General features: G+C 29.1%; 19 protein-coding genes. 8 read left to right on the top strand and 11 right to left on the bottom strand.

Annotated elements, in window-relative coordinates; all coding sequences use genetic code 11:
• Positions 1-10 precede the first annotated feature (10 nt).
• The 3 genes from EGM88_RS04980 to EGM88_RS04970 form a co-directional block, all read right to left on the bottom strand.
• Entirely contained in the window at positions 11-4,327 is a 4,317-nt protein-coding gene (locus EGM88_RS04980; protein WP_123896868.1) for a CusA/CzcA family heavy metal efflux RND transporter, read from the bottom strand.
• A gap of 160 nt (positions 4,328-4,487) precedes the next feature.
• A complete protein-coding gene (locus tag EGM88_RS04975) occupies positions 4,488-4,877 on the bottom strand; it encodes a hypothetical protein (protein WP_123896867.1) in 390 nt (129 codons plus the stop codon).
• A gap of 147 nt (positions 4,878-5,024) precedes the next feature.
• Positions 5,025-5,894, bottom strand: a complete 870-nt coding sequence (locus EGM88_RS04970; RefSeq protein ID WP_123896866.1) for a cation diffusion facilitator family transporter — start codon at positions 5,892-5,894, stop codon at positions 5,025-5,027.
• A gap of 333 nt (positions 5,895-6,227) precedes the next feature.
• Between EGM88_RS04970 and EGM88_RS04965 the strand changes: the two genes are divergently transcribed.
• Positions 6,228-6,623 carry a hypothetical protein gene (locus EGM88_RS04965; RefSeq protein WP_123896865.1) on the top strand — a complete coding sequence of 132 codons (396 nt, stop codon included), beginning with the start codon at positions 6,228-6,230 and terminating at the stop codon, positions 6,621-6,623.
• 21 nt (positions 6,624-6,644) lie between these two features.
• On the opposite strand, the gene EGM88_RS04960 is transcribed toward EGM88_RS04965, so the two are convergent.
• The 3 genes from EGM88_RS04960 to EGM88_RS04950 form a co-directional block, all read right to left on the bottom strand.
• Positions 6,645-10,061, bottom strand: coding sequence for a hypothetical protein (locus EGM88_RS04960; RefSeq protein ID WP_238988380.1), 3,417 nt, complete (start codon positions 10,059-10,061; stop codon positions 6,645-6,647).
• A 166-nt stretch (positions 10,062-10,227) separates the two neighbouring features.
• Positions 10,228-10,710, bottom strand: a complete 483-nt coding sequence (locus tag EGM88_RS04955; RefSeq protein ID WP_394336876.1) for a methylated-DNA--[protein]-cysteine S-methyltransferase — start codon at positions 10,708-10,710, stop codon at positions 10,228-10,230.
• Positions 10,700-11,467, bottom strand: coding sequence for a TatD family hydrolase (locus EGM88_RS04950; RefSeq protein WP_203229429.1), 768 nt, complete (start codon positions 11,465-11,467; stop codon positions 10,700-10,702). The genes EGM88_RS04955 and EGM88_RS04950 overlap by 11 nt, the downstream gene beginning before the upstream one ends.
• A gap of 79 nt (positions 11,468-11,546) precedes the next feature.
• Here EGM88_RS04950 and arsC point away from each other — a divergent pair, with 79 nt between their 5' ends.
• A complete protein-coding gene (arsC, locus tag EGM88_RS04945; RefSeq protein ID WP_123896863.1) occupies positions 11,547-11,888 on the top strand; it encodes an arsenate reductase (glutaredoxin) in 342 nt (113 codons plus the stop codon).
• A 184-nt stretch (positions 11,889-12,072) separates the two neighbouring features.
• Positions 12,073-14,493 (top strand): outer membrane beta-barrel family protein, encoded by a 2,421-nt coding sequence (locus EGM88_RS04940; protein ID WP_123896862.1) that lies wholly within the window; start codon positions 12,073-12,075, stop codon positions 14,491-14,493.
• A gap of 55 nt (positions 14,494-14,548) precedes the next feature.
• On the opposite strand, the gene EGM88_RS15915 is transcribed toward EGM88_RS04940, so the two are convergent.
• Complete coding sequence (locus tag EGM88_RS15915; protein WP_203229428.1) at positions 14,549-14,713, bottom strand: hypothetical protein; 165 nt, start codon at positions 14,711-14,713, stop codon at positions 14,549-14,551.
• Positions 14,714-15,005: 292 nt separating this feature from the next.
• On the opposite strand from EGM88_RS15915, the gene EGM88_RS04935 reads away from it, so the two are divergent.
• The 3 genes from EGM88_RS04935 to EGM88_RS04925 all read left to right on the top strand — a co-directional run bounded on the left by EGM88_RS04935 (position 15,006) and on the right by EGM88_RS04925 (position 19,637).
• Positions 15,006-17,459 (top strand): TonB-dependent receptor domain-containing protein, encoded by a 2,454-nt coding sequence (locus EGM88_RS04935; RefSeq protein WP_123896861.1) that lies wholly within the window; start codon positions 15,006-15,008, stop codon positions 17,457-17,459.
• Between the two features lie 174 nt (positions 17,460-17,633).
• On the top strand, positions 17,634-19,031 hold the full coding sequence (gene fumC, locus EGM88_RS04930; protein WP_123896860.1) for a class II fumarate hydratase: 1,398 nt from the start codon (positions 17,634-17,636) through the stop codon (positions 19,029-19,031).
• Positions 19,032-19,163: 132 nt separating this feature from the next.
• Complete coding sequence (locus tag EGM88_RS04925; protein ID WP_123897177.1) at positions 19,164-19,637, top strand: nucleoside deaminase; 474 nt, start codon at positions 19,164-19,166, stop codon at positions 19,635-19,637.
• On the opposite strand, the gene EGM88_RS04920 is transcribed toward EGM88_RS04925, so the two are convergent.
• From EGM88_RS04920 to EGM88_RS04910, 3 genes are all read right to left on the bottom strand, one after another.
• On the bottom strand, positions 19,631-20,035 hold the full coding sequence (locus EGM88_RS04920) for a hypothetical protein (RefSeq protein ID WP_123896859.1): 405 nt from the start codon (positions 20,033-20,035) through the stop codon (positions 19,631-19,633). The genes EGM88_RS04925 and EGM88_RS04920 overlap by 7 nt on opposite strands.
• A 36-nt stretch (positions 20,036-20,071) precedes the next feature.
• On the bottom strand, positions 20,072-20,251 hold the full coding sequence (locus EGM88_RS04915) for a hypothetical protein (RefSeq protein WP_123896858.1): 180 nt from the start codon (positions 20,249-20,251) through the stop codon (positions 20,072-20,074).
• Between the two features lie 70 nt (positions 20,252-20,321).
• Positions 20,322-20,840 carry a DinB family protein gene (locus EGM88_RS04910; RefSeq protein WP_123896857.1) on the bottom strand — a complete coding sequence of 173 codons (519 nt, stop codon included), beginning with the start codon at positions 20,838-20,840 and terminating at the stop codon, positions 20,322-20,324.
• Positions 20,841-20,885: 45 nt separating this feature from the next.
• On the opposite strand from EGM88_RS04910, the gene hutI reads away from it, so the two are divergent.
• Together hutI and EGM88_RS04900 are read left to right on the top strand one after the other, a co-directional pair.
• Positions 20,886-22,127, top strand: coding sequence for an imidazolonepropionase (gene hutI, locus EGM88_RS04905; RefSeq protein WP_123896856.1), 1,242 nt, complete (start codon positions 20,886-20,888; stop codon positions 22,125-22,127).
• 104 nt (positions 22,128-22,231) lie between these two features.
• The gene (locus tag EGM88_RS04900; protein WP_123896855.1) at positions 22,232-23,296 is read left to right on the top strand and encodes an N-acetylmuramoyl-L-alanine amidase family protein; all 1,065 of its coding nucleotides are present in this window, start codon (positions 22,232-22,234) and stop codon (positions 23,294-23,296) included.
• A 143-nt stretch (positions 23,297-23,439) separates the two neighbouring features.
• On the opposite strand, the gene EGM88_RS04895 is transcribed toward EGM88_RS04900, so the two are convergent.
• A complete protein-coding gene (locus EGM88_RS04895) occupies positions 23,440-24,165 on the bottom strand; it encodes an FKBP-type peptidyl-prolyl cis-trans isomerase (protein WP_123896854.1) in 726 nt (241 codons plus the stop codon).
• Between the last annotated feature and the right edge of the window lie 68 nt (positions 24,166-24,233).

Below are 24,233 nucleotides of genomic sequence, written 5' to 3'. Positions count from 1 at the left end.
TCTATTTTTGTTATAAGGTTAAATAATTTATATCAATTATTGTTTGATTGTATTTATTCAGATTATCTAAATAAGTTAATTCAATATCTTTAGCGGTCTCTAAACTTTGTATATATTGAAAAAAGTCAATTTCGCCATGTTTAAAACTGAGTTCGGCTGTTTTTATAATTTCTTCTGAAAGTCTCTTTCCTTGATTTTCATAATAATTAACAGCTTCACCATATTGATTAAGTTCTGCCATTAATTTGTGATAACTTGTAAACAACCTCGATTTGAAATCGGATTGTTCTTCTTTAATTATATCCTTTTCAAGTTTAGTGGCTTTAATTTTAGATATTTTTCCTCCAAATAATAATGGTATTTTAATCCCAATTTGATATCCAATCATTTGTTGATTTAATGCCTCGTTTGAACCTTGAAAGTATTCTACACTTAAATCAGGTAATAACCTTTGTTTTTCACTCTTTTGCAACGCATTATAGTAACGTTCTGCATTATTATAATAGCTTAGTCCCACATTATTTTCAATAGAGACATTTAGCAATGTTAATTTTCTAAGGGGCTGACTAGGAACCTTAACACTATCAACCTGCACTAAAGCTTTTAACTCTTCATTCATCTTAATTACCTCTTGTGTTGCTTGTTTATACAAGATTTGTAATTGCTTTTGCTTACTTTGAGCCGTAATCACCTCTAAATAATTAGTTTCCCCCAATTCAAATCTTCGCTCTGCAGATTTTGAAAAATTAACGTACAAACTATCAACAAATTGATATAACTCTTTTTTGTTTTTAGCATAAACCACATTGTAATAAGCACTATAAACTTTTCGCTTAAGAGTTTCTAACTTGATGTTATAATTAGATTGCTGTAATTTGTAATCTGCTTTACCTAGTTTTTTATCTGAAAAATATACCGTTGGAAACTTAAAATTTTGCTGAATACCAAAAACGTGTAATGGCAAATTATTTGTGCCTAAATTACTTTCATCGTAACTATAATAAATTGCTGTTTTATCAAAATCAAAAGCACTTCTTATAAGTATATCGCTTTTATCAACCATTAAAGAAGAAGCTTTTAATTCTGCATTATTTTCTATTGCTAATGCTAAAGCTTTATCAGCAGTTAACAAGTTTTGCTGAGCATTTATGCCTAATGAAATTAGCAAAAGAAGTATTGTTGTTATTCTTTTATTGTTCATTTTTATTTCTTTTTTATCTTCAAACCAAGCATATAAAACAGGTAAAACTACCAATGTTAAAAAGGAAGCAGTTATCAATCCTCCAATAACCACTGTTGCTAATGGCCTTTGCACTTCTGCTCCTGCATTGGTTGAAACCGCCATAGGTAAAAAACCTAATGCAGCTGCCATTGCTGTCAATAAAACTGCACGTAATCTATCTTTTGTTCCTTGTATAACTCGTTCTTTAACATCTAATATTCCCTGTTTTTTTAATTCGTTAAAATGTTCGATTAATACAATTCCATTAAGTACGGCAATTCCAAAAAGTGCAATAAAACCAACTCCTGCAGAAATACTAAATGGCAAACCCCGTATCCATAGTAATAAAACACCTCCAACAGCCGCTAGTGGTATGGCTGAATATACCAATAGAGCTTCTTTAACAGAATTAAAGGCAAAATAAAGCAATATAAAAATGAGCAAGAGAGCTACAGGCACTGCGATTTTTAAGCGATTTTTAGCACTTTGCAAATTCTCAAATTGCCCTCCATAAGTAATAGTATATCCCGCAGGTAATTTTAAATTTTGATTTACAATAGCTTGAATATCGTCAACTACTGACTGTAAATCTCTATTTCGGACATTAATTCCAACCACGATACGCCGTTTTGTATCATCTCTTGAAATTTTGGCTGGACCATTAGAATATTGAATTTCTGCCAACTCACTCAAAGGTATTTTAAACCCATTAGGCGTATCTATGTATAAATTTTTAAGGTTTTCTAAATTTTTACGATGATTTTCATCAAACCGTAAAACCAAATCAAAACGTTTTTCTCCTTCAAAAACACTACCCAATAATTCACCCGCAAACCCCATAGAAATAATTTGGTTTAAGTCAGAAATATTTAATCCATATCTAGCAATTTTTCTTCTATCAAATGTGACACTCATTTGAGGTAAACCGTCTATTTTTTCGACAATAATATCGGAAGCACCTTCTACATTTGCTATTAAAGCTTTAACTTCATCAGCTTTTGTTGATAAGACATCTAAATTTTCTCCAAATATTTTAATAGCAACATCTGCCCTAACTCCTGTAATTAACTCATTGAATCTCATCTCTATAGGCTGAGTAAACTCTACATCCATATTTGGAATTACTGCTAAAGCTTCTTTAAACTTATCTGCCAATTCATCTTTACTTGATGCTGAAGTCCATTGCTTTTTAGGTTTTAACTTGATTATAACATCACTCTCTTCCATTGACATGGGGTCTGTGGGTACTTCTGCTGCACCTATACGAGTTACCACCTGATCAACTTCTGGAAACTTTTCTAATAAAATTTGTTCTATTTTTGTAGTTGTTTCAATAGTCTTACTTAAGGATGTACCTGTTTTTAAAACAGGTTGAATAACAAAATCTCCTTCATCCAAAGTAGGCACAAACTCTCCTCCCATCTTACTAAAAATCAATACACTAATCCCTAATAGCAATATTGACAATACTATAACCATTTTTCTATTAAAAAGAGCCCAATTAATAACGGGGTTATACAATTTTGTTATAAATTTTATCAATCTTACCGAGATATTTTTGTCACTATGTCTTGTTGGCTTTAAAAATAAAGAAGCTATTACAGGCACATAGGTTAAACAAAATAACATAGCCCCAATTAAAGCAAAACTAAACGTTAAAGCCATGGGTCTAAACATTTTACCTTCTACACTACTCAGTGATAATATTGGAATAAAAACTATAAGAATTATAAATTGACCAAAAATAGCTGAGTTCATCATTTTTGATGCTCCATTAGAAGTAATTTGATCAATTTCTGTCTGTCTTTCTTTATTAGATAAAGATAAAATTTCGCTACGCCTAGAAGTAATTTGAAAAGCAATAAACTCAACAATAATTACAGCCCCATCAATGATTATTCCAAAATCTATTGCTCCTAAGCTCATTAAGTTTGCATCAATTCCAAATAGATACATCAAAGAAATAGCAAATAATAAACTTAATGGAATTACAGAAGCTACTACCAGTCCAGAACGCCAATTACCTAATAATAATACCACTACAAAAATAACTATGAGCGAACCTAAAATAAGATTTTCAGCGACTGTAAATGTGGTTTTTCCAATCAGTTCACTACGTTCTAAAAACCCATTAATATAAACCCCTTCTGGTAACGTTTTTTGTATGGAAGCTATTCGCTCTTTTACCGCTTCAATAATTTCGTTAGAATTTCCATCTTTAAGCATCATTATTTGGCCTAAAACCTTTTCTCCTTCTCCATTACCCGTTATAGCACCAAATCTGGTAGCACTACCAAATCTTACGGTAGCAATATCTTTTATATAAATAGGATTGCTATCTGTATTTTTAACTACTATATTTTCAATATCTTCCAATGATTTGACCAATCCTTCACCTCGAACAAAAAAGGCTTCATTCTCTTTTTCTATATATCCACCACCGGCTACACTATTGTTTTTTTCTAATGCGGTATATATATCACTAATAGCTATATTCATAGCATTAAGTTTTGTTGGGTTAATTGCTACTTCATACTGTTTAAGATAGCCTCCCCATGTATTAACCTCAACTACACCTGGAATACCAGAAAGTTGCCTTTTTACAATCCAATCTTGAATTGTACGTAATTCAGTGGTCGAATATTTATCTTCGAAACCCGGTTTTACATCCAAAACATACTGATAAATTTCGCCTAAGCCAGTTGTTATTGGACCCATTTCTGGTGTACCAAAACCTTCTGGTATTTTTTCGGATGCAGATTTAATTTTTTCAGCAATTAGTTGCCTAGGTAAATAAGTTCCCATATTGTCTTCAAAAACAATGGTTACTACGGATAAACCAAATTTTGAAATAGAACGTATTTCTACTACTCCTGGTAAATTTGCCATTTCAAGTTCAACAGGATATGTAATAAACTGTTCAACATCTTGAGTAGATAAATTTTGAGATGTAGTAATTACTTGTACCTGATTGTTTGTAATATCGGGTACAGCTCCAATTGGTATTTTGCTTAAGGAATAAATTCCAAAACCAATAATAAAAGTTATAAAAAGTAGGATAATCAGCTTATTACTTAAGCTGAATTTTATAATTCTGTTTAACATAATTATTTTTAATAAAGTAGAACAAGCTATGATTAATTAGCTTTAAAAGAAATGACTTAAATCAATACTCTCATTAAAAATGAGAATCAGACACCTTCAATTATTAATTTTAATTGCTCTAAAAGAAATGAGGTTTATAATAAAAAAATTAACTTTTAAATTATAAGTGTTTGGGAGGTTGAAAAACAGAAGGTTTCTCAAAATAAGAAATAGAATCTTTATAAAAAAAGTTAAAAGGAATAGCTACAAAAGGTGTAAAATTTAAATCGAAATTTGAAGCAACAAAAGTAAATGGAGGATTTAGGTGTTGGCAACTATGATGACTGCTTTTAAAAGGCAAACTCTTATGTTCTTGATGCTCATCACCATTTAATAAATCACTAGAACTGTAATGCTCTATCAAAAAATCAACAAAAGAATCTCCATAAGTTTTCTGATGGTATTCAGCATGTTCCCACAATATTTTAAATTTAGAGACATCTTCAATATTTATATTAAAGCTTTGAAAAAGGATTAAACATGAGGATAATATGGAAAACACTTTAGCCATTGACTACAAATTTACTTATTTTTAAAATAAAGTATGTAACATTTTTCACATAACTAATTACCTTAGTTTTATTACAGAATAGAAAACGAATGCCAGTAGTTAAAACACAAGCATAATATATAAAAAAATAAACAGTCTTTTTTATAATTACTCGTTTGGTTCAATATGAATTAATACCTGTCCTAGGTTGGGTATTTCTTCGTGTAAATAATCTTTCAATTTATGAGCAATTTCATGTCCAATTTTTACTGAAACTTTTCCATTAACAATTGCATGTAAATCTACATGATATTTCATACCTGCTTTTCTTACAAAACATTTCTCTGTTCCTAAAACCCCTGGAACCTCCATAGATTTCTCTCTAATTATAATTATAAGGTCGTCATAAAGTTGCTCGTCCATAACCTCACCTAAAGCTGGTCTTAAAATTAAATAACTATTATATAAAATAAAAGCAGAAGCTCCTAATGCGGCCCAATCATCAGCAGTCTCATACCCCTTACCAAATATAATTGCTATTAAAATTCCAATAAAAGCCATTACTGAAGTAATTGCATCACTTCTATGATGCCAAGCATCCGCCTTAAGCGAAGAACTATTGGTTTCTTTACTTTTTCTAATAACTATTTGGAAAGAAATTTCTTTCCAGGCAATTATTCCCCCTAATACTATCAATGTCCAAGATTTAGGAATTTTATGTGGAGTTCTAATGTTTTGAATACTTTCGTAGGCAATAATTGTGGCAGAAACTACAAGAAAAGCAACTACTGCAAAGGTAACTAATGGTTCAATTTTTCCATGTCCGTATGGATGATTTTCATCAGCAGGTCGTTTGGCATATTTAAAACCTAATAACACTAAAAAGGAAGCAAAAATATCTGTTATGGATTCAATTGCATCTGCTATTAGAGCATACGAATTTCCAAAAACACCTGCAATTCCTTTTATTAGAGCTAAAAGAGTATTTCCAATTATACTAAAATAAGTAGTTCGTATTGCTGTTTGTTCGTTGTTCATCACTTAAATTCAATAGTTTCGCAATACCAATTTATCACAATTATGGTCATATTTTTGGCATATGCAAGATATAGAAATTCATATCAAAACTTGCAATGTTTGTATGATTTAACAAAGCATAGTTACAAGAAAATTTCAACATAAAATTATACTACACTTAATAATGAAAAAATCTTTAAAAAACAACCAAAGTGACAATAGAACTTTTAATTAGATTTAATTTAAATATAGGTATAAACAAATCTTAAAACCAATATAAAAAAATGATTTGATACTATTTAAAAACAAGTATTTTTGTCTTTTAAAACGCTAAATAAAATTTACTCTTTTGAAATGAAAAAAGACATTGAAATTCCTGAAGTAAAAGACGTTTATATTGCCATTGTAAAAGAATATAATAAACTCTTTAAGAATTATGATTGGAATGCATACATAATTAATAATAAAACTGTCGATTTAGAAATGGTACTTATTGTTACTTCTGGTTTTTCAGAAAATAAAAGTACAGCCACTTTGCGAAGAAAACTAGACAAACTACCTGCTAAAAGTTATGCTAAGTTAGAATTAATTCCAGAAGAATTATTTGCGTTAAACAATATCTTTAAGGTTTCTTTTTTTGAAGAAAACAAAATGTATGACAAAACATATGTTTTTAGAAAAAACACCATTAACGAAAAAGCCCTACAACCTATCCCTGTAATGGATGTAAAAGGGGTTTTGGTAAAATAAAAGTCCTTATAAATCATCAAGTTAAAAACTCGCTCTTAACTGTACTGTACCTGTATGAATAGCCTTTGCCATTTCTGATTTTCTACCTAAATAATTAATGTTTAAATCTAAATAAGAAGTAATTCTTTTTTGTAAACTTAAATTCCAGGTGTAATTAGTTCCTGGCTGTAAGCCTTCTAACATTTGATAAGCGACAGGAGAGTTTAAATCTCCTTCAAAAGTATTCAACACTAAATTTAATGATGAATTGATTGAATAATTCTGATTTTTTGCAAAAATAAAATTAGCTCCAAAATTATGAGAAGATAAAGTTTCAAGATTATATATTTGATTCTCTTTATTCTTAAAATGATAGAACATTTCTAACCGTGAATTTTTACTATACAAATAAGATATTTTAGGATTAACTTCTGTATTTTCTAATGTATAATTTCTACTTGTAAATTGTTCTGACGCACTTTTATTTTCTGTGAATGCCGTTTTAAAATCAAATAACCAAAACTTGCCTATTTTATGATTAAATAATAACTGATGTGATTGTAACATTTGCTCTTGATCACCAATAGAAAAAGAATTTTTATTTTCTGTGGAAATATAAGTGTATGTTGTTGAATATTTTTGTTTTCCTCGATTAAAAAACAGACTATTCTTCAAATTCAATGTTAACGACAATACATCTTCATTTATACTAAATGGATTAATTTCAAAATTGGCTCCTTCTCTTTTCTTTTTAGTATCTATTAATGCAAAAGACTGATTAGTAAAATGTGATAATATTTTTTTCAATCCTTTTTTACTACTCCAACTAGCAGGGTAAATAGTCAAGCTTTGACTAAATTTATTGCGGTGCGTTTTTACAAAATTAATTGTAGGTAACAAAACACGAACATAATTAGCTTCATCTTGAAATTGAGCAATTTCAAATTCATCTAATTCTTGTATATTATTAGCATTATAATCATTCCAGGTATAATAACCAAGGCCTGTATCTACTTGAATATAACTATACTCTTGTTGTGCTAAATTTCCTGAATTGGTTTCGTAAACCGTTTGTAAATTAATGGCACTATTTAACAATTGTTGACGAAAAGATAATCTAGAATTTAAAGACTCTTCTTTGGTAGATTCTACATTTAAATTTTCATGTTTTACTGTTCTATAATTTACAAATAATGAAAGGTTTGAATTCTTTTTTTGAATTAATTGAGATCTTAAAAAATAAGTATTGGCATTATTAACTCTAGTTATGTTGTTATTTTGAACACTATCTGTAGTTCTATAATTATAACCAAATTCAGCAAAAACCTTAGCAGTATCTCCTACACCAATATAAGCTTCAGATTCAACATATTTATGACTTAAATTTGAAAATGTATTGGTTAATTTATCTTTACGTTTATTACTTTCACTATTTAATTTGGCTCCTACCCAACCTTTATTAAAATAGTGCTTTATTGTTGAATAACCTCTAAAAAATTCTGTCTGTGCGACATCAGAATCATTATTTAAATAACTGCCATCAATAGTTATTTTTGTATTATTAAATTTTAAATTACTATAAAAATTATGTTTTGTTCCCTTGTAATTTTCACTAAAATTAAGCCAATCAAAAGCATAAATTATTTTTCCTTTTTCATAATTACTATAGCTTAATTCTGCAGATAAATAGTTTTGATTCCCAAGCGGATTTACCAAATCCCAATCGCGAGAAAATTCGACATCTCTATAACGTTCAATGGTTTTAAAATCATTCTGTATAAATTCGTAATCAACAGAACTTTTTAATTTCCATTTTCTATCTGATAAAAGCTGATTCCACGATATTTTTGTTGCTACACCTTTATTATCATTATCATCAATAGAAGAAAAAAGGTTTCTGTCATTTACACTATAGGCTACTTCTGAGTTAAAACTAGTTATTGTATTGGGGTTATAGCTCATATTTACTACAGCAATCTGTAATTTTTCTGGAGCAACCAACGTCACTATTGGCTCAAAATCTCCTTGAGGTACACCATTTATAGGTTCAACATATTCATAAATTCTACCTGATGCTATGGTTGTTTTAATTTGATAATTACCATTATTTAAACCTACATAGGAAAATTGTAAATTGTATAAGTTTTCGTTTTCGTCATTTGAATATGTAAAAATTTCTTCGCCATATAAAATTTCTTTTTTATATAGTATTTTATGTTCTTCAAACGCTACAGGGTAAGCTGACGAAACATTCATTTTAGAATTATCATCTCCAGCAAGCGACAAAACTTCTTTTTGGCTATTGCTTAAATCTTGTTGTAATGATTGATTTTTAGCGTCATTCTCATTATAAAAACTAAACCCAACGGTAAATTTATCTGATTTATACTCTACACCATCATATGATACAAAACGAGTATAATTACGATCTGCATATTGATATTCTACTGTTATTCTCATATCAGCTGTAATTGGATATGTTGGCATAAAGGTTATTTCAGCAGTATTATAATCAATAATATAATCATTACCTTCGCCTCGTTTTAATAAAACACCATTAACATAAACTCTTTCTGAGCCTGAAATTAATAAAATATATTGCTCAGCTGACGTTATAGGCTCAGCTCCTGTTATTTTATAAGGTCCTTGATTGCCTTCTTGACCAGAAAACTTATTTTCACCATATTGACCTCTTACCAAAGCTCCAGAAGCAAAAATATTAATGTCATCATCTTCATTTTCCAGATTTACATCAAGTTGAAGACCAGCCACTTTTTTATTAAATTTTAAAAATTGACTTTCTGTATTTTGTAAATTAATATCTCCTGCATTTATGCTCCAATCTTTACTAAATAACTCAATAAAAACTCGATCAAATTCATCTAACCGCTGAGTATATCCGTTATCTTGCAAAGGAACATTACTGTCTGTTATTGAAGCTCTTAACTGTACTTTTTCCGACAGATGTCCAGAAATCTGCAAATCCAAATTTGAATTTACTGTAGCGTCTTGGTTATTGCCTACAGTTACACCTCTTGAAATACTTCCGCTGGTGTTTAAACCATCAAACGGAGTAAACACCTTATTTTTTGTTTTGCTTTGTACACTATATAAACGTGATAAGTCAGTAGATTTAGGTACGATTAGACTTTTATCAAAAACAGAATATGTTCTCGTTAAAAAAGAAGGTAACAACTTATATTTTACAACAATATTAGGGTATTTTTTAGCATTTATAATTAAGACGGATTTTGCAAAATCAATCTTATACTTTGTACTGTCTATTTGTTGAGATAAATTATCAAATACTTTAAAATTGTAAGGACTTATGCTAATGGAATCTATTTTAATAGTATCAGAAACTACTTTAAAAGCTTTTGATATAATACGATTATTACCTTCTTGAGCAAAAGCAAAAGAGCTTAATAAAATTATAAGTATACAAATAGATTTATTCACTAAACCAAAGCATTTTGAGGGTAAAAATAGGATATTTTAACGAGTTGAATCCTAAAAAGCACTGTTCATATAGTTTAGATTAATTTCGAATTAGCATGATATCTAATTCATTACAAATTAAAATCTCAAAAAAATATTTGATGAACAAAGGTTAGGCTGAAGTAATTTAAAATAAAGATTGTTGCTCAGGCGGATTTTCATGTTCTAACAACCACCGCTTACGCCATAATCCACCCGAATACCCTGTTAAAGCCCCGTCAGAACCTATAACTCTATGGCACGGCACAACTATTAACAACGGGTTTTTTGCATTAGCAGAAGCTACTGCCCTAACTGCCTTAACATCACCTAAAGCTTCACTTTGCTCCTGATAAGACCTTGTAGTTCCATACGGGATTTGTTGCAAACTTTGCCAAACTTCCTTTTGAAATTCGGTTCCTTGCGGATTTAATTTCAAATTAAAAGTAGTTCGTTTTTTTTGAAAATATTCATCCAACTGCTTCACACATTCTTGCAAACTCTTAGGAATTTCTGTTGAACCTTTTTCTACTCCATCAATAACTGTTATTGAAGAAATTCCACTGCTATCTCCAACAATTCTTGCCATTCCAATTGGAGTTTTATAATATGTTATGCTTTCAAATTCCAAATACCTGTTTTGAGTTTTCTGTAGTTATATTAGCAATTTCTACAGGGCTTAAGTTATAAATAGTTGCCAATTTTTCCAAAACATTTATAATATAACTGCTTTCGTTACGCTTACCTCGAAATGGTGTTGGAGCCAAATAAGGAGAATCTGTCTCTAATACAATATACTCAAGTGCTATTTTATTTAAAAATTGATCAATTTTACCATTTTTAAAAGTAACAACACCTCCAATGCCTAATTTCATATTGTAGGAAATTGCTTGTTTAGCTTGTTCTAAATTTCCTGTAAAACAATGAAAAATACCCCGTAATTTATCATCATTTACTTCTTCTAATACTTCAAAAACTTCATCAAAAGCTTCTCTACAATGAATTACAATTGGTAATTCTTTTTCTTTTGCCCATGCAATTTGAATTTTAAAAGCTTCTTGCTGTTGTTTCAATAAAGATTTGTCCCAATAAAGATCAATACCAATTTCACCAACAGCATAAAAATCTCTTTTGTCCAGCCATTGTTTTACAATATTCAATTCTTCTAGATAATTTTCTTTTACACTTGTTGGATGAAGCCCCATCATTAAAAAAACATGATCAGGATAGCTCTTTTCAAGAGCAAACATGGCATTATTATAAGATGAATCAATAGCCGGAATAAAAAAACGTGAAACACCAGCATCAAATGCACGTTGCATCATTTCTGATCTATCTTCGTTAAACTGTTCTGAATATAAATGGGTATGTGTATCGGTAACTATCATTAACTAATTTTAAGACTACAAAGATATGATGTTATGTTAGTTTTTTTTAGTTTAGCAACTCAATTTATTAAATTTAATAATTATGAAAATATATCATAATAATCGCTGTAGTAAAAGCAGAAGTGGATTGGAAATTCTAAACAACTCAAAACAAGATTATGAAGTAATTGACTATATTAAAAATCCTTTATCCGAAAACGAAATTAAAGATATTTTAAAAAAATTGAATTTTACTCCGATTCAATTAGTGAGAAAAAATGAAGCTATTTGGAAAGAAAACTATAAAAGGAAAGAACTTTCTGATGATGAAATTATTAAAGCACTGGCCGAGCATCCTAAATTAATTGAGCGTCCAATTGTAGTAAAAGGAGATAAAGCTGTTGTAGGCAGACCGCCAGAAAACATCAAACAGTTATTATAAAAAAGGTAGCTTCCTAATTCAATAATTACTTTACATTATTATAAATTGTAAATATTCATTAATCGTGTTAAACTGGTAATAAACACTAAATTTTCATTTTAAATAATCTATAATAATACTACCTAAAAACCACTATTTTTTAAGTTATTATAAACTATTAGCTTTGTAAGCAAAGGGCATAGTATTGAAAAAAATAGTTTTACTCCTTATCATTCTTAGCAGCCTGTTACCTATTTATAGTCAAGAAATTGCAAAAAAAATTACGGTATCTGGGAAAATAATAGATGCTTCAACTAGTAATCCTATACAATATGCTACCATATCTTTTAAAAAAGATTCTATTTTAGTAGGTACAACGAGTGATAAAAAGGGAAATTTTTCTCTAGATATTTTTCCTGACGTATATACAATAAAAGCTAAATTTCTTTCTTATGACACTTATACTTTAAATAAAAAAAGTATAGTTGAAACTACAGACTTGGGTACCATTGTTTTATTTTATAACTCAGAAAAATTAGATGAGATAGAACTTACTGCACAACAACAACTTTTTGAATTTAAAATTAACAAAAAAATATATCGGTCTTCTGAAGATGTAATAAATAAAGGAAGTAATGCCTTAGAAGTATTAAATAACACCCCTTCAGTTACTATTGACGATAATGGTATTGTTCGTATGAGAGGAACTGAAGCTACCGTATTAATTGATGGCAAACCTCTTTTTGGACTAGACAATGGAACCGATTTTTTAAGTTCCCTTCCTTCAAACAATATAGATAAAGTTGAACTAATTACACAATCAGCTAAATATAGTGCAGAAGGCGGCGGAATATTAAATATTATAACTAAAAAAAATAAAACTCAAGGGCTGAGTGGTTCTATTGATATCCATGGTGGTATCCCTGAAAAAAATGGAGGTTCTATATTTTTAAATAAAAGTTCTGAAAAATTTAATTTATTTAGTACTATTAGCTTTAATAACGAAAAAAAAATAAAGTATACAGATATTAATCAAACTCATTTTAATGACTCTAACTCAATATCTAGTTCTTTTGAAGAAAATAGAAAAGATAAAAATCAAAAAAATAGTTTTTTGTTTAATATCGGTAGTGATTTTTATTTAAATGATAAAAACACATTAACTACCTCATTTTTAATCAATACACACAATAAAAACTTTAACTCTAACATAAACTTAGATGATTTTGATTCAGACAAGATACTTAATCGTTCTGTTAAAAGAAATGTTAATGATGCTGATAATATTTTAAAAATTGAAACATTACTAAATTACACAACACATTTTAATACTAAAGGACAAAAGCTATCTTTTGACTTTAAATATGCTACAACGATTTCTGATAACGAAGCTAATATTATAGAAAACACAATCACACCAACATCTCAAGCTATTGTCCAAAAAGTAGATAAAGACCAAAATCTTGATGATTACTTGTTTCAATTGGATTATACTTTGCCTTTTACTGAAGAAAAAGAGTTAGAACTAGGTTTAAAAAGTACGTTTAGAACATATAAAAATGGTTATGATGTTTCACAGTTTGATAATAATAGTGAAAACTTTGTAACTATAGAAGGTTTTACAGACATAGTAAAATATAACGAAAACGTACATGCAGCTTATGCCCAGTACACAGCTACTCATAATAATTTTTCTTATACTCTCGGACTACGTTCAGAGCATACATATGTTACCATTGGTACAAATGAAATTGATAAAAAGTCTAAAAATTATATTGATTTTTTTCCATCTGCTTCATTTGGTTATGAATTTAAAAATGAAAGTTATTTATCTCTAAATTATAGCAGATCTATTAATAGACCAGAAATTTATCATATCAATCCATTTATTTCTTTTACAGATGAACGGTATCAATCAGTTGGCAACCCTGAATTAGACCCTTATTACACCAATTATATTGAACTACTTTATGATATGAGTTTCGATAAGCTATTTATTACCTCATCGATATATTCAACTTATGCAGAAAATCAGTTTTTAAGAATTCTTAAAAATGCTGGACAAAACGATGCTGGATTAGAAATTTTTAACCAAACCACTATAAATAGTGGTAATAAATTAAGTTCTGGTATTGATGTTGATATTACTTATACACCTTATAAAGGCATTAGATTAAATACTTATGTTAGTCCATACTATGAAGAAACTAAAAAAGCAAAAAACAATAATTATAATATTTCAAACACAGTATTATACGCAGAAGCCTCTGTATTAATTACCTTATTTAATGATGTGAAATTTGTAGCACAACATTATTATCAATCACCTATAATTGATGGATTGGCAAAATATAAATCTATCAACTTTACAAATTTTGCTCTTAGTACTCCTTTTCTTAAAAAGAAAGTAATACTTACATTTAAAGTTAGTGATGCTTTTAATACTAAAAACTACTCTACCCATACTTTAGAAGCCAGTAGTAACACCAACAGAAATGTTTCCTATAAAAGACAATTTTCTATTGCATTAACTTATGATTTTAAACAAGGTGATAAAAAAAGAAAAAGCAGAAGTAAAGAAACTTCCAAAGATGAATTGGAAGACAAAAACGACATAAAAATGTAATAAAAAAGGGTTTGACAATATCAAACCCTTCAGATATATTTTTATATATAAAAAATTATTTTTTATTCTTTTTAGCTTCTTTCTTTAATTTTATATTCTCCATTATACTTCCAAAAAGCCAATAGGGTACAATAAAAGTAAGTGCAAAAATCATCAACCAAAATCCCATTGTGAAAACACCTAAGAAAATTAAAAAACCTATAAATTGTTGAAATTCCATCTTTGCTATTTATTGTTTAATAGGGCCAAAAATAATATATATTTTTCATATTTTAAAATACAAATTGATTTTTTATTTTAATTAGAGTATCCCTCCTTTAATTTAGTTAAAATCACTTCATTTAACTTTTCTTTAACTACAAACAAAAGATAGCTCTATATTTTTGCGTCCAATTAAAATTATTAACCCAAATTATAATTTTACAAGAGACTTAACACTAGTTAACACAAGTTAACAGCTTATCATAACTCAAGTTATTACTTTTGTAAAATACAAATATTATTAATTCGATATGCAACTTTTAAAGAATACTATTTTACTTCTAATTTTATCTAGCATTTCTTATACATTAAATGCTCAATCTTTTGAAATTACAGGTACTGTCATTGATGAAGACACGAATCAACCATTAGAGTATGCTACTGTTGTACTTAGACCTACAAATGGAGATCAAGTAACAGGTGGACTTACAGATGCCAATGGAAACTTCAATATAGAAGCAAAAAAAGGTACTTATAATATTTCTATAGAGTTTATTTCTTTTAAAACATATAACATACCAAATAAGGAAATTAATAGAAATTTAAACTTAGGTAAAATTGTATTAAGTTCTGCTAGTCAAGCTCTAGATGAAGTTGAACTAATAGCAGAAAAAACTACAGTTGAAATAAAACTAGATAAAAAAATATATAATGTAGGTAAAGATTTAACTGTAAGAGGTGGTACAGTAAGTGATGTATTAGACAATGTACCTTCTGTTTCTGTTGATGTTGAAGGTAATGTTGCTTTACGAGGTAATGATAATGTTACTATATTAATTAATGGAAAACCTTCAGGGTTAGTTGGTTTAAATTCAACTGATGCCTTACGTCAATTACCATCAGATGCCATAGAGAAAGTGGAAGTAATTACATCTCCTTCTGCCAGATATAATGCAGAGGGTACAGGAGGAATATTAAATATTATTTTACGAAGAAGTAAACTTCAAGGTTTAAATGGAGCTATAACAACAAATGTTGGCTATCCTTGGCAAGCTGGTATTTCAGGAAACATCAATTATAGAACTGGAGATTTTAATTTTTTTAATACCACCAGTTATGGATATAGAGAGTCTCCAGGCTTATCAAAAACAGAAACGCAATATTTCAATAATGAATTTGATGATAATGGTAACTTGATTTCTGACGATCCTGATACTTTTTTAAATGAAAGAAGAGAAACCGATCGTGAAAGTTATAGTTTTAATACAAATTTTGGTGTTGAGTATTATTTTAACAATTCTACTTCTTTAACTGCGTCTGTACTTTTAGGAAATAGAGATAATTCTAGTGAAACTACAAATACAATTAAAGAATATGATATTAATGGAAATTTAATTAAAGAATCTTATCGTTTTGATCCAGAAGATGAAGATGATAAAACCACTGAATTTTCTTTAAATTTTAATAAAGACTTTAAAACAGATGGCCATAAATTAACAGCTGATTTTCAATATTCAGACGCTAGTGAAGACGAAAATTCAATTATTTCTGAAGATGGTTTAGATTCTGAAAAAGTAAGAACTTACGAAAAGCAAAAAGAACTATTAATTAAAACAGATTATGTTTTACCAATAGGCGAAAACAGTCAATTTGAATTTGGTTATAGAGGTAAATTTAATGATTTAGATACTGACTATACATTAGCATTTAATGAAAACGGAACCTATGTGACAGATACAGATGTAAGTAATAATTTAATTTACAAAGAGAATGTAAATGCTTTATATACTCAATACGGTAGTAAAATAAAAGATAAATTTTCGTATTTACTAGGGTTGCGTTTTGAAGCTACTGATGTTACAATAAATCAAAAAACTAGTAATGACTACGAAAATAAAAATTATTCAGGTTTCTTCCCTACAGTTAATTTAGGATATGAACTTAATGAAAAACAAAGCTTAACATTAGGCTATAACCGAAGAATTAGAAGACCTCGTTCTAGATTTATAAATCCTTTTCCTTCTAGAAGTAGTTCTACAAACTTATTCCAAGGAAATCCTGATATAGACCCTAGTTATTCCAATACATTTGATTTTGGGTATTTAAATAGATTTGGAAAGTTAACATTAAATTCATCTATATATTATCAGAAAGCTACTGATATTTTTACCTTCATTTCTGAAGATACTGGTGAAACAGCTCTGGTAGGTGGTACTGAAATTCCTATTATTAGACGTACACCAATAAATTTAGCTACCAATAATAGATTTGGTTTTGAATTTACTTTAACATACAGACCCACACGAAAATGGAATTTGAATGGTAATTTTAACTTATTTAATTCTGAAACTATTGGAGAATATAATGGCACTGATTATGGTGCAGAAAATTTAAGTTGGTTTGTAAGATTAAACAATAAAGTAACTTTACCTGCAAATATTGATTGGCAAACACGTTTATTTTATATGGGCCCGAGTGAAGATGCTCAAAATAAAAGAAAAGGAATGTTCTCTACAGATTTAGCATTTAGTAAAGATGTTTTTGATGAAAAAGCTTCAATTACTTTTAACGTAAGTGATGTATTTAATACTCGTAAACGCTCAATGGAATCATTTACGCCCACATTTGATAGCGATAGTGAATTTCAATGGAGACAACGTAGTTTTAACTTAGCGTTTACCTATCGTTTTAATCAAAAAAAGAAATCTGAAAGAGAACGACCAGGTATGATAGGTGAAGATGATGACGAAAGTTTTGGTGGATAGTTTTACTTAAATAGTTTAGTACATTTCAATTTTATAACACTAAAAGTGTTAAGACAAAAAATAGTTTAAAACCCGCAAATCAATTGCGGGTTTTTTCATCTTTCATATTCCTATTTTGTATCTTTGTAATAGAATAAACACATAAAATAGCATTAATAATAAATAGAATTCACCATGGAATTTAGAATTGAAAAAGACACTATGGGCGAGGTAAAAGTGCCTGCCGATAAATATTGGGGAGCTCAAACAGAACGTTCAAGAAATAATTTTAAAATTGGTCCTTCTGCTTCTATGCCTTTAGAAATAATTTATGGCTTTGCATACCTAAAAAAAGCAGCTGCTCATGCTAATTTTGAATTGGGCGTATTACCTGAAGAAAAACGCGATTTAATTTCTACTGTTTGTGACGAAATATTAGCAGGAAAATTAGATGATCAATTTCCATTGGTAATTTGGCAAACTGGATCTGGTACGCAAAGTAACATGAATGTTAATGAAGTTATAGCCAATAGAGCTCATGAAATTGCCGGTAAAAAAATTGGTGAAGGTGAAAAAACTATTCAACCTAATGATGATGTAAATAAGTCACAATCATCAAATGATACGTTTCCTACAGGAATGCACATTGCATGTTATAAAATGATTGTAGAGACTACCATTCCTGGAGTTGAAAAATTAAGAAATTCTTTAAATGAAAAAGCGAAAGCTTTTGCTAATGTTGTTAAAATTGGCCGTACCCATTTAATGGATGCTACTCCTTTAACTGTTGGACAAGAATTTTCTGGATATGTATCTCAATTAGATCATGGTTTAAAAGCTTTAAAAAACACATTACCACACCTCTCTGAACTCGCTTTAGGAGGAACGGCAGTTGGTACAGGATTAAATACTCCAAAAGGTTACGACGTTTTAGTAGCTAAAAAAATTGCTGAATTCACTAAATTACCTTTTGTAACTGCAGAAAATAAATTTGAGGCTCTTGCAGCTCATGATGCTTTAGTAGAATCTCATGGTGCTTTAAAACAGTTAGCTGTTTCTTTAAATAAAATTGCTAATGATATTAGATTAATGGCCTCTGGACCTCGTTCAGGAATTGGTGAATTAATTATTCCTGCAAATGAACCTGGAAGTTCTATTATGCCTGGTAAAGTTAATCCAACACAAGCTGAAGCATTAACAATGGTTTGTGCTCAAGTTATAGGTAATGATGTTGCTGTTACTGTTGGTGGAACTCAAGGTCATTATGAATTAAATGTCTTTAAACCTATTATGGCTAATAATGTTTTACAATCTGCGAGATTATTAGGTGATGCTTGTGTTTCATTTAATGACAACTGTGTGAAAGGAATTGAACCCAACACACCAAGAATAAAAGAATTAGTAGATAATTCGTTAATGCTTGTTACAGCATTAAACACTAAAATAGGTTATTATAAAGCCGCTGAAATAGCAAATACAGCTCATAAAAATGGAACTACCTTAAAAGAAGAAGCTATCCGTTTAGGATATGTTACTGCTGAGCAATATGACGAATGGGTAAAACCAGAAGACATGACAAGCGGATTAAAATAATATATCATTTTTAGAAGAGAGATTCTAGAATCTCTCTTCTAATTTTATAAATTCAAAAGACTAACAATGTGTAACCAATTCAATAAAAAGTTCTTAGACGAAGCCTCAAAAGCCCAATCTAATTCGGTAAAAATGTCTGACCATGAAATTTTCATGAAAGAAGCTATTCAACTAGCCATTGATGGCATGGATGCTAATGAAGGTGGTCCATTTGGTTGTGTAATTGTTAAAGATGGTAAAATTATTGGTCGTGGAAATAATAAAGTCACTTCTACTAACGACCCTACGGCACATGCTGAAGTAACAGCCATAAGGGATGCTTGTAAAAATTTAAATTCTTTTCAATTAGAAGGTTGTATTATCTATACTTCTTGCGAACCATGCCCTATGTGTTTAGGAGCTATATATTGGGCAAGACCAGATAAAGTATATTTTGGGTGCAACCAAAAAGATGCTGCTAATATCGGTTTTGATGATGCATTTATTTATAAAGAAATTGAATTAGATTATAACAAGCGAAGCATTCCTTTTCAACAAGTTTGTCAAAATAAAGCTCTCAATGCTTTCCAAAAATGGGTAGACAAAGACGATAAAACAGCTTATTGATTATTCTTTACGTATTCATTTTGCTTTTGCAATTGCTTCTGAGTATGGTCATTAGCAATATTCCAAATAAAATGGTCACGGTTCTTAGTTACATCAAACTTATATTGCTCAGCTTTTTCAAAATTGTTTTTCATATCTTCAACAGAAGCTATCCTACCAATATTTCTTAAATCTACATTAAGAGTATTATAAGAAAGCCCTTGGAAAACGTCAGTTATAAAAAATTTATAATCTACCAATCCTAAAGAAACTACTTTTTTATAATCTTTATTAGAGCCTAGCGAATTAACTACAAATATACTTGATGGAACTAAATCCTGTTCTTGAATAGAATTTTTCTCTTGACTAACAATAGATAACGAAAATAAAAGACAACCAATAAAAAGTATACTTCGCATAATTTCTAAGTTAATTATACTCAAATATAGCCATTTTTATTGAAAATCTAATGGATTATTAGTTTTACTCATTAATTCTATATTGCTGAGATAATTTTCATACTCAATCAATTTGGACAAACTATATTTGTCTTTTTTATAAGGTCCAATATTCTTTTTTCTTCTTTTTTTGGGACGTAAAGATCCGTCCTTTTCTGAGTCAAAGTTTTTATTCATGTTTAGCGTGTTTTACTAAATAACGTAAATAAATGTCTAATTATTACATTTAAATAAGCTCAAAAAACAACTAGGCTAAATATCTTTCTTCAATAATTTTTAAATGATGTAATAAATGTCCAGAAATAATATATCCTAAAGCTTTGACAGACATAAAATTACCACTAGCTATCCCTTTTTTTTCTAAATCTGAATATTTTAAACTTTTAAAAAGTAATATTGTTGATCTGCGAACTGATTTAAACTCTACTAATAAATCTTGATAGGGCCTTAAATTTGCATTTGAATGCAAAACATATTGGTTCTCATCAAATCCTGGAAGTTCTGTAGTATCATTTCTTACGAATACCAACGTACGATAAGCAAACACGCGTTCTGTATCAATTAAATGTTGAATTAGCTCTTTTATTGTCCATTTCCCATCTCCATAACGATACAGTTGTTTCTCTTTAGAAATTCCTTCTAAAAGAGCTAATGCTTTAGATAAAGAATCTTCTAAATTATCAACTATTCCTTCTATATTTTTATCAAGAATATTTATATAAGGTTTAAAAAATGGAGCATACTCATTTGACTTCAATTCTAACATCTTTACTATTTAAATTAATTATCTTTACGGTAAATATAACATATTATGGCTACTTTAATTACTAATATAAAAGAACTATTACAAATCCGAAATCATTCTGTTAGTAAAATTTCTGGCTCTGAGATGAAAATTTTGCCAACCTTAAAAAATGCTTTTTTAATTATAGAAAATGGTTTAATAAAAGATTTTGGCAATATGAAAGACCTAAATGGTATTGTTGTAAATAAAGTTATTGATGCTAAAAATAAAATGGTTTTACCTGCTTGGTGTGATAGCCATACACATATAGTTTATGCAGGGAATCGTGAAGGAGAATTTGTTGATCGTATTAATGGTCTTAGTTATGAAGAAATTGCTGCAAAGGGAGGAGGCATATTAAATTCTGCTAAAAAATTACAACAAACAGATGAGAATGAACTTTTTGAACAATCTGCTGTTCGATTAGAAGAAGTATTAGCATTGGGTACAGGTGCTATAGAAATAAAATCAGGTTATGGCTTAACACCTGAAGCTGAACTAAAAATGCTCCGTGTTATTAGAAAACTAGCTAAACATTATCCTATTTCAATAAAATCTACATTTTTAGGAGCTCATGCTTTCCCTGAAACATACAAGACAAATAAAGAAAAATATATTGATTTAATAATTGATAAAATGTTACCTCAAATAGCAGAAGAAAACTTAGCAGATTTTATTGATGTATTTTGCGAAAAAGATTATTTTACGACTGCACAAACGGAGAAAATTTTAAAAACCTCAGAGGCATATAACCTTACCCCTAAACTACATGTTAATCAATTTAATAGTATTGGAGGTGTTAAATTAGGCGTGCAATACAATGCTCTATCTGTTGATCATCTTGAAGTAATGCTACCTGAAGACATTGAAGCTTTAAAAAATGGTAATACCATGCCTGTAGCTCTTCCCTCTTGCTCTTTCTTTTTAGGTATTCCATATGCACCAGCAAGAGCAATGATAGATTCTGGTTTGCCTCTAGCTTTAGCAACTGATTACAATCCGGGCTCCACTCCTTCTGGAAATATGAATTTTGTAATAAGCACTGCTTGCATCAAAATGAAAATGACCCCTGAAGAAGCAATTAATGCTGCAACCATAAATGGAGCATATGCTATGAATTTATCTAAAACTCATGGAAGTATTACTAAAGGTAAAAAAGCAAATTTAATTATAACTAAAGAAATTCCTTCGTATAATTTTTTACCCTATGCATTTGGAAGTAATTTAATTGACTCTGTTATAATAGATGGAAAACAAGTATCGTACTGATTTATATTCTTATTATTAGGAAAAAAATAATACTATTAAAAAACATCCATTCATCATTCTATAAAAATTGTTATTTTCACCAGATTAATAAAATAATTCTATTAATGATTAGAAAAACACTCTGCTTGTCCATTTCCCTTTTTATAACTTTCTTTACAATTGCTCAGACTCCCAAAAAAATAGTTATTGCGGTAAACGGAGATGGTATTTATTCTATACTTAGAAAAAACGGTTTAGATCCGACAAAATACTTTGACCAATTTATAAAGTTAAACAAGAAGAGTCTTACTAAGAATAATGGGTTATTTATAGGAAAAAAATATGTTCTTCCTGCTATTAAAACAGATAAAAGTATAGCAATAAAATCGTCTGTATTAAAGGATAGTATATCTTCAAAAGCTATTAAAAACAACAAAATTACTGAGGCTACTGTAGAGCAAATTTATGATCCTATTTTTGGAAAAAATCACAATCCTATTGTTATAAAAAATAAAAAATTAAAAGGAGCTATTTATTATTTAATCTCCGGACATGGAGGTCCAGACCCTGGAGCAATGACAACATACAATAGTAAATCAATTTCTGAAGACGAATATGCCTATGATGTATCGTTGCGACTAGCTCGTTTGTTAATATCTAATGGAGCTAAGGTCTATTTAATTATCCAAGATAAAAATGATGGAATCCGTGATGATAAAATATTAGAGGTTGATTATGATGAATATTGTTATCCTGATAATACCATACCTCTAAGTCAAAATTTAAGATTACGTCAGCGTACTAAGGCTGTAAATAAATTATTTTTAAAACATAAAGGTGCTTATCAAAGATTAATTGTTACCCATGTTGACAGTAGAAATAAAGGTAAAAATATTGACGTCTTTTTTTATCACGATAACAAAAGTAAAAGTGGAAAACGCTTGGCTGAAAACATTTATAATTCTTTTAAAGAAAAATATAACGAACACCAGCCAAATAGAAAATACCTAGGCTCAGTTAGCCCTAGAGGATTATATGTAATAAAAAGTACATTACCTGCAATGGTATATATTGAAATAGGTAATATTAAAAATAAAAAAGACCAAAAAAGAATACTTAATTATCAAAATAGAGAAGCATTAGCTCAATGGATTCACAATGGACTTTTAGTTGATTTCGAAGAGAATTAAAAGTTTACTTAAATAAACAACTAGAGTTACATAGATGTTTTAAAAAACATTCTATTTCTAAACATGTAAGGTATATAAAGTAAAAAAGGAACGCTGTATCGTTCCTTTTTTTTTTATATAAATTTGTCAAAAAATTGACAATATTATTTTACCTCTAACAATTCTACTTCAAAAATTAAAGTTGAAAATGGTTTAATAGGTCCATTTGGTCTTGGAAAAGCTCCGTAAGCCAAATCTTGAGGAATAAAGAATTTAAATTTAGAACCTACAGGCATTAATTGTAATCCTTCTGTCCAACCTTTAATAACTTGATTTACTCCAAATTCTGCAGGTTGACCTCTATCAACTGAACTGTCAAAAACAGTACCATCAATTAATGTTCCATGGTAATGAACTTTTACTCTAGAAGTAGCTGTAGGTTTTTCTCCTGTACCTTCTTTTAATACGATATACTGTAAACCACTTTCAGTAGTTTGTACACCTTCTTTAGTTTTATTTTCTTCTAAGAACTTTTCACCTTCCTCTTTAATATCTGCATATTCTTTTTCTGCTTTGGCCATTGCTTCAGCTTTTTGTTTTTCTTGCTCTTCAATTTGCTTTTTTTGCATATAAGCTCTAATTATACTATCTGTTTTTATACTTGGCATTAATAAATTTGAAGAGTCTACTCCATTTCTATACCCTTGAACAAAAAGATCTGCATCAATTTCTTTAAAGTTCTTTTTAAAATTAGTTGCCATATTCAACCCAATTGCATAACTAACAGAGTCTACTTGATTATTTAATGACTTTTTTGTAACTCCTTGACTATTGCAAGAAAAAAGTACAACTGACATTAAAACAACCGCAAGAATTTTTATTAATTTCATTATATTATGTTTTTAAATTCGGGGCAAAACTAAGGAATTTTAATCACTTAATTTTAATGAATTGGATA

The organism is Aureibaculum marinum (genome assembly GCF_003813905.1).
GTDB lineage: Bacteria > Bacteroidota > Bacteroidia > Flavobacteriales > Flavobacteriaceae > Aureibaculum > Aureibaculum marinum.
Note: the sequence above shows the minus strand (reverse complement) of the source record. Positions and strands in the feature narration are given on the sequence as shown.

What these genes read in the sequence shown, in the direction of transcription:
- EGM88_RS04900 (WP_123896855.1), top strand. Translation starts at nt 22,232, where the DNA reads ATGATTAGAAAAACACTCTGCTTGTCCATTTCCCTTTTTATAACTTTC.
- EGM88_RS04980 (WP_123896868.1), bottom strand. Translation starts at nt 4,327, where the DNA reads ATGTTAAACAGAATTATAAAATTCAGCTTAAGTAATAAGCTGATTATC.
- EGM88_RS04965 (WP_123896865.1), top strand. Translation starts at nt 6,228, where the DNA reads ATGAAAAAAGACATTGAAATTCCTGAAGTAAAAGACGTTTATATTGCC.
- EGM88_RS04915 (WP_123896858.1), bottom strand. Translation starts at nt 20,251, where the DNA reads ATGAATAAAAACTTTGACTCAGAAAAGGACGGATCTTTACGTCCCAAA.
- hutI (WP_123896856.1), top strand. Translation starts at nt 20,886, where the DNA reads ATGGCTACTTTAATTACTAATATAAAAGAACTATTACAAATCCGAAAT.
- EGM88_RS04925 (WP_123897177.1), top strand. Translation starts at nt 19,164, where the DNA reads ATGTCTGACCATGAAATTTTCATGAAAGAAGCTATTCAACTAGCCATT.
- EGM88_RS04970 (WP_123896866.1), bottom strand. Translation starts at nt 5,894, where the DNA reads ATGAACAACGAACAAACAGCAATACGAACTACTTATTTTAGTATAATT.
- EGM88_RS15915 (WP_203229428.1), bottom strand. Translation starts at nt 14,713, where the DNA reads ATGGAATTTCAACAATTTATAGGTTTTTTAATTTTCTTAGGTGTTTTC.
- EGM88_RS04975 (WP_123896867.1), bottom strand. Translation starts at nt 4,877, where the DNA reads ATGGCTAAAGTGTTTTCCATATTATCCTCATGTTTAATCCTTTTTCAA.
- fumC (WP_123896860.1), top strand. Translation starts at nt 17,634, where the DNA reads ATGGAATTTAGAATTGAAAAAGACACTATGGGCGAGGTAAAAGTGCCT.
- EGM88_RS04935 (WP_123896861.1), top strand. Translation starts at nt 15,006, where the DNA reads ATGCAACTTTTAAAGAATACTATTTTACTTCTAATTTTATCTAGCATT.
- EGM88_RS04950 (WP_203229429.1), bottom strand. Translation starts at nt 11,467, where the DNA reads ATGATAGTTACCGATACACATACCCATTTATATTCAGAACAGTTTAAC.
- EGM88_RS04895 (WP_123896854.1), bottom strand. Translation starts at nt 24,165, where the DNA reads ATGAAATTAATAAAAATTCTTGCGGTTGTTTTAATGTCAGTTGTACTT.
- EGM88_RS04910 (WP_123896857.1), bottom strand. Translation starts at nt 20,840, where the DNA reads ATGTTAGAATTGAAGTCAAATGAGTATGCTCCATTTTTTAAACCTTAT.
- EGM88_RS04920 (WP_123896859.1), bottom strand. Translation starts at nt 20,035, where the DNA reads ATGCGAAGTATACTTTTTATTGGTTGTCTTTTATTTTCGTTATCTATT.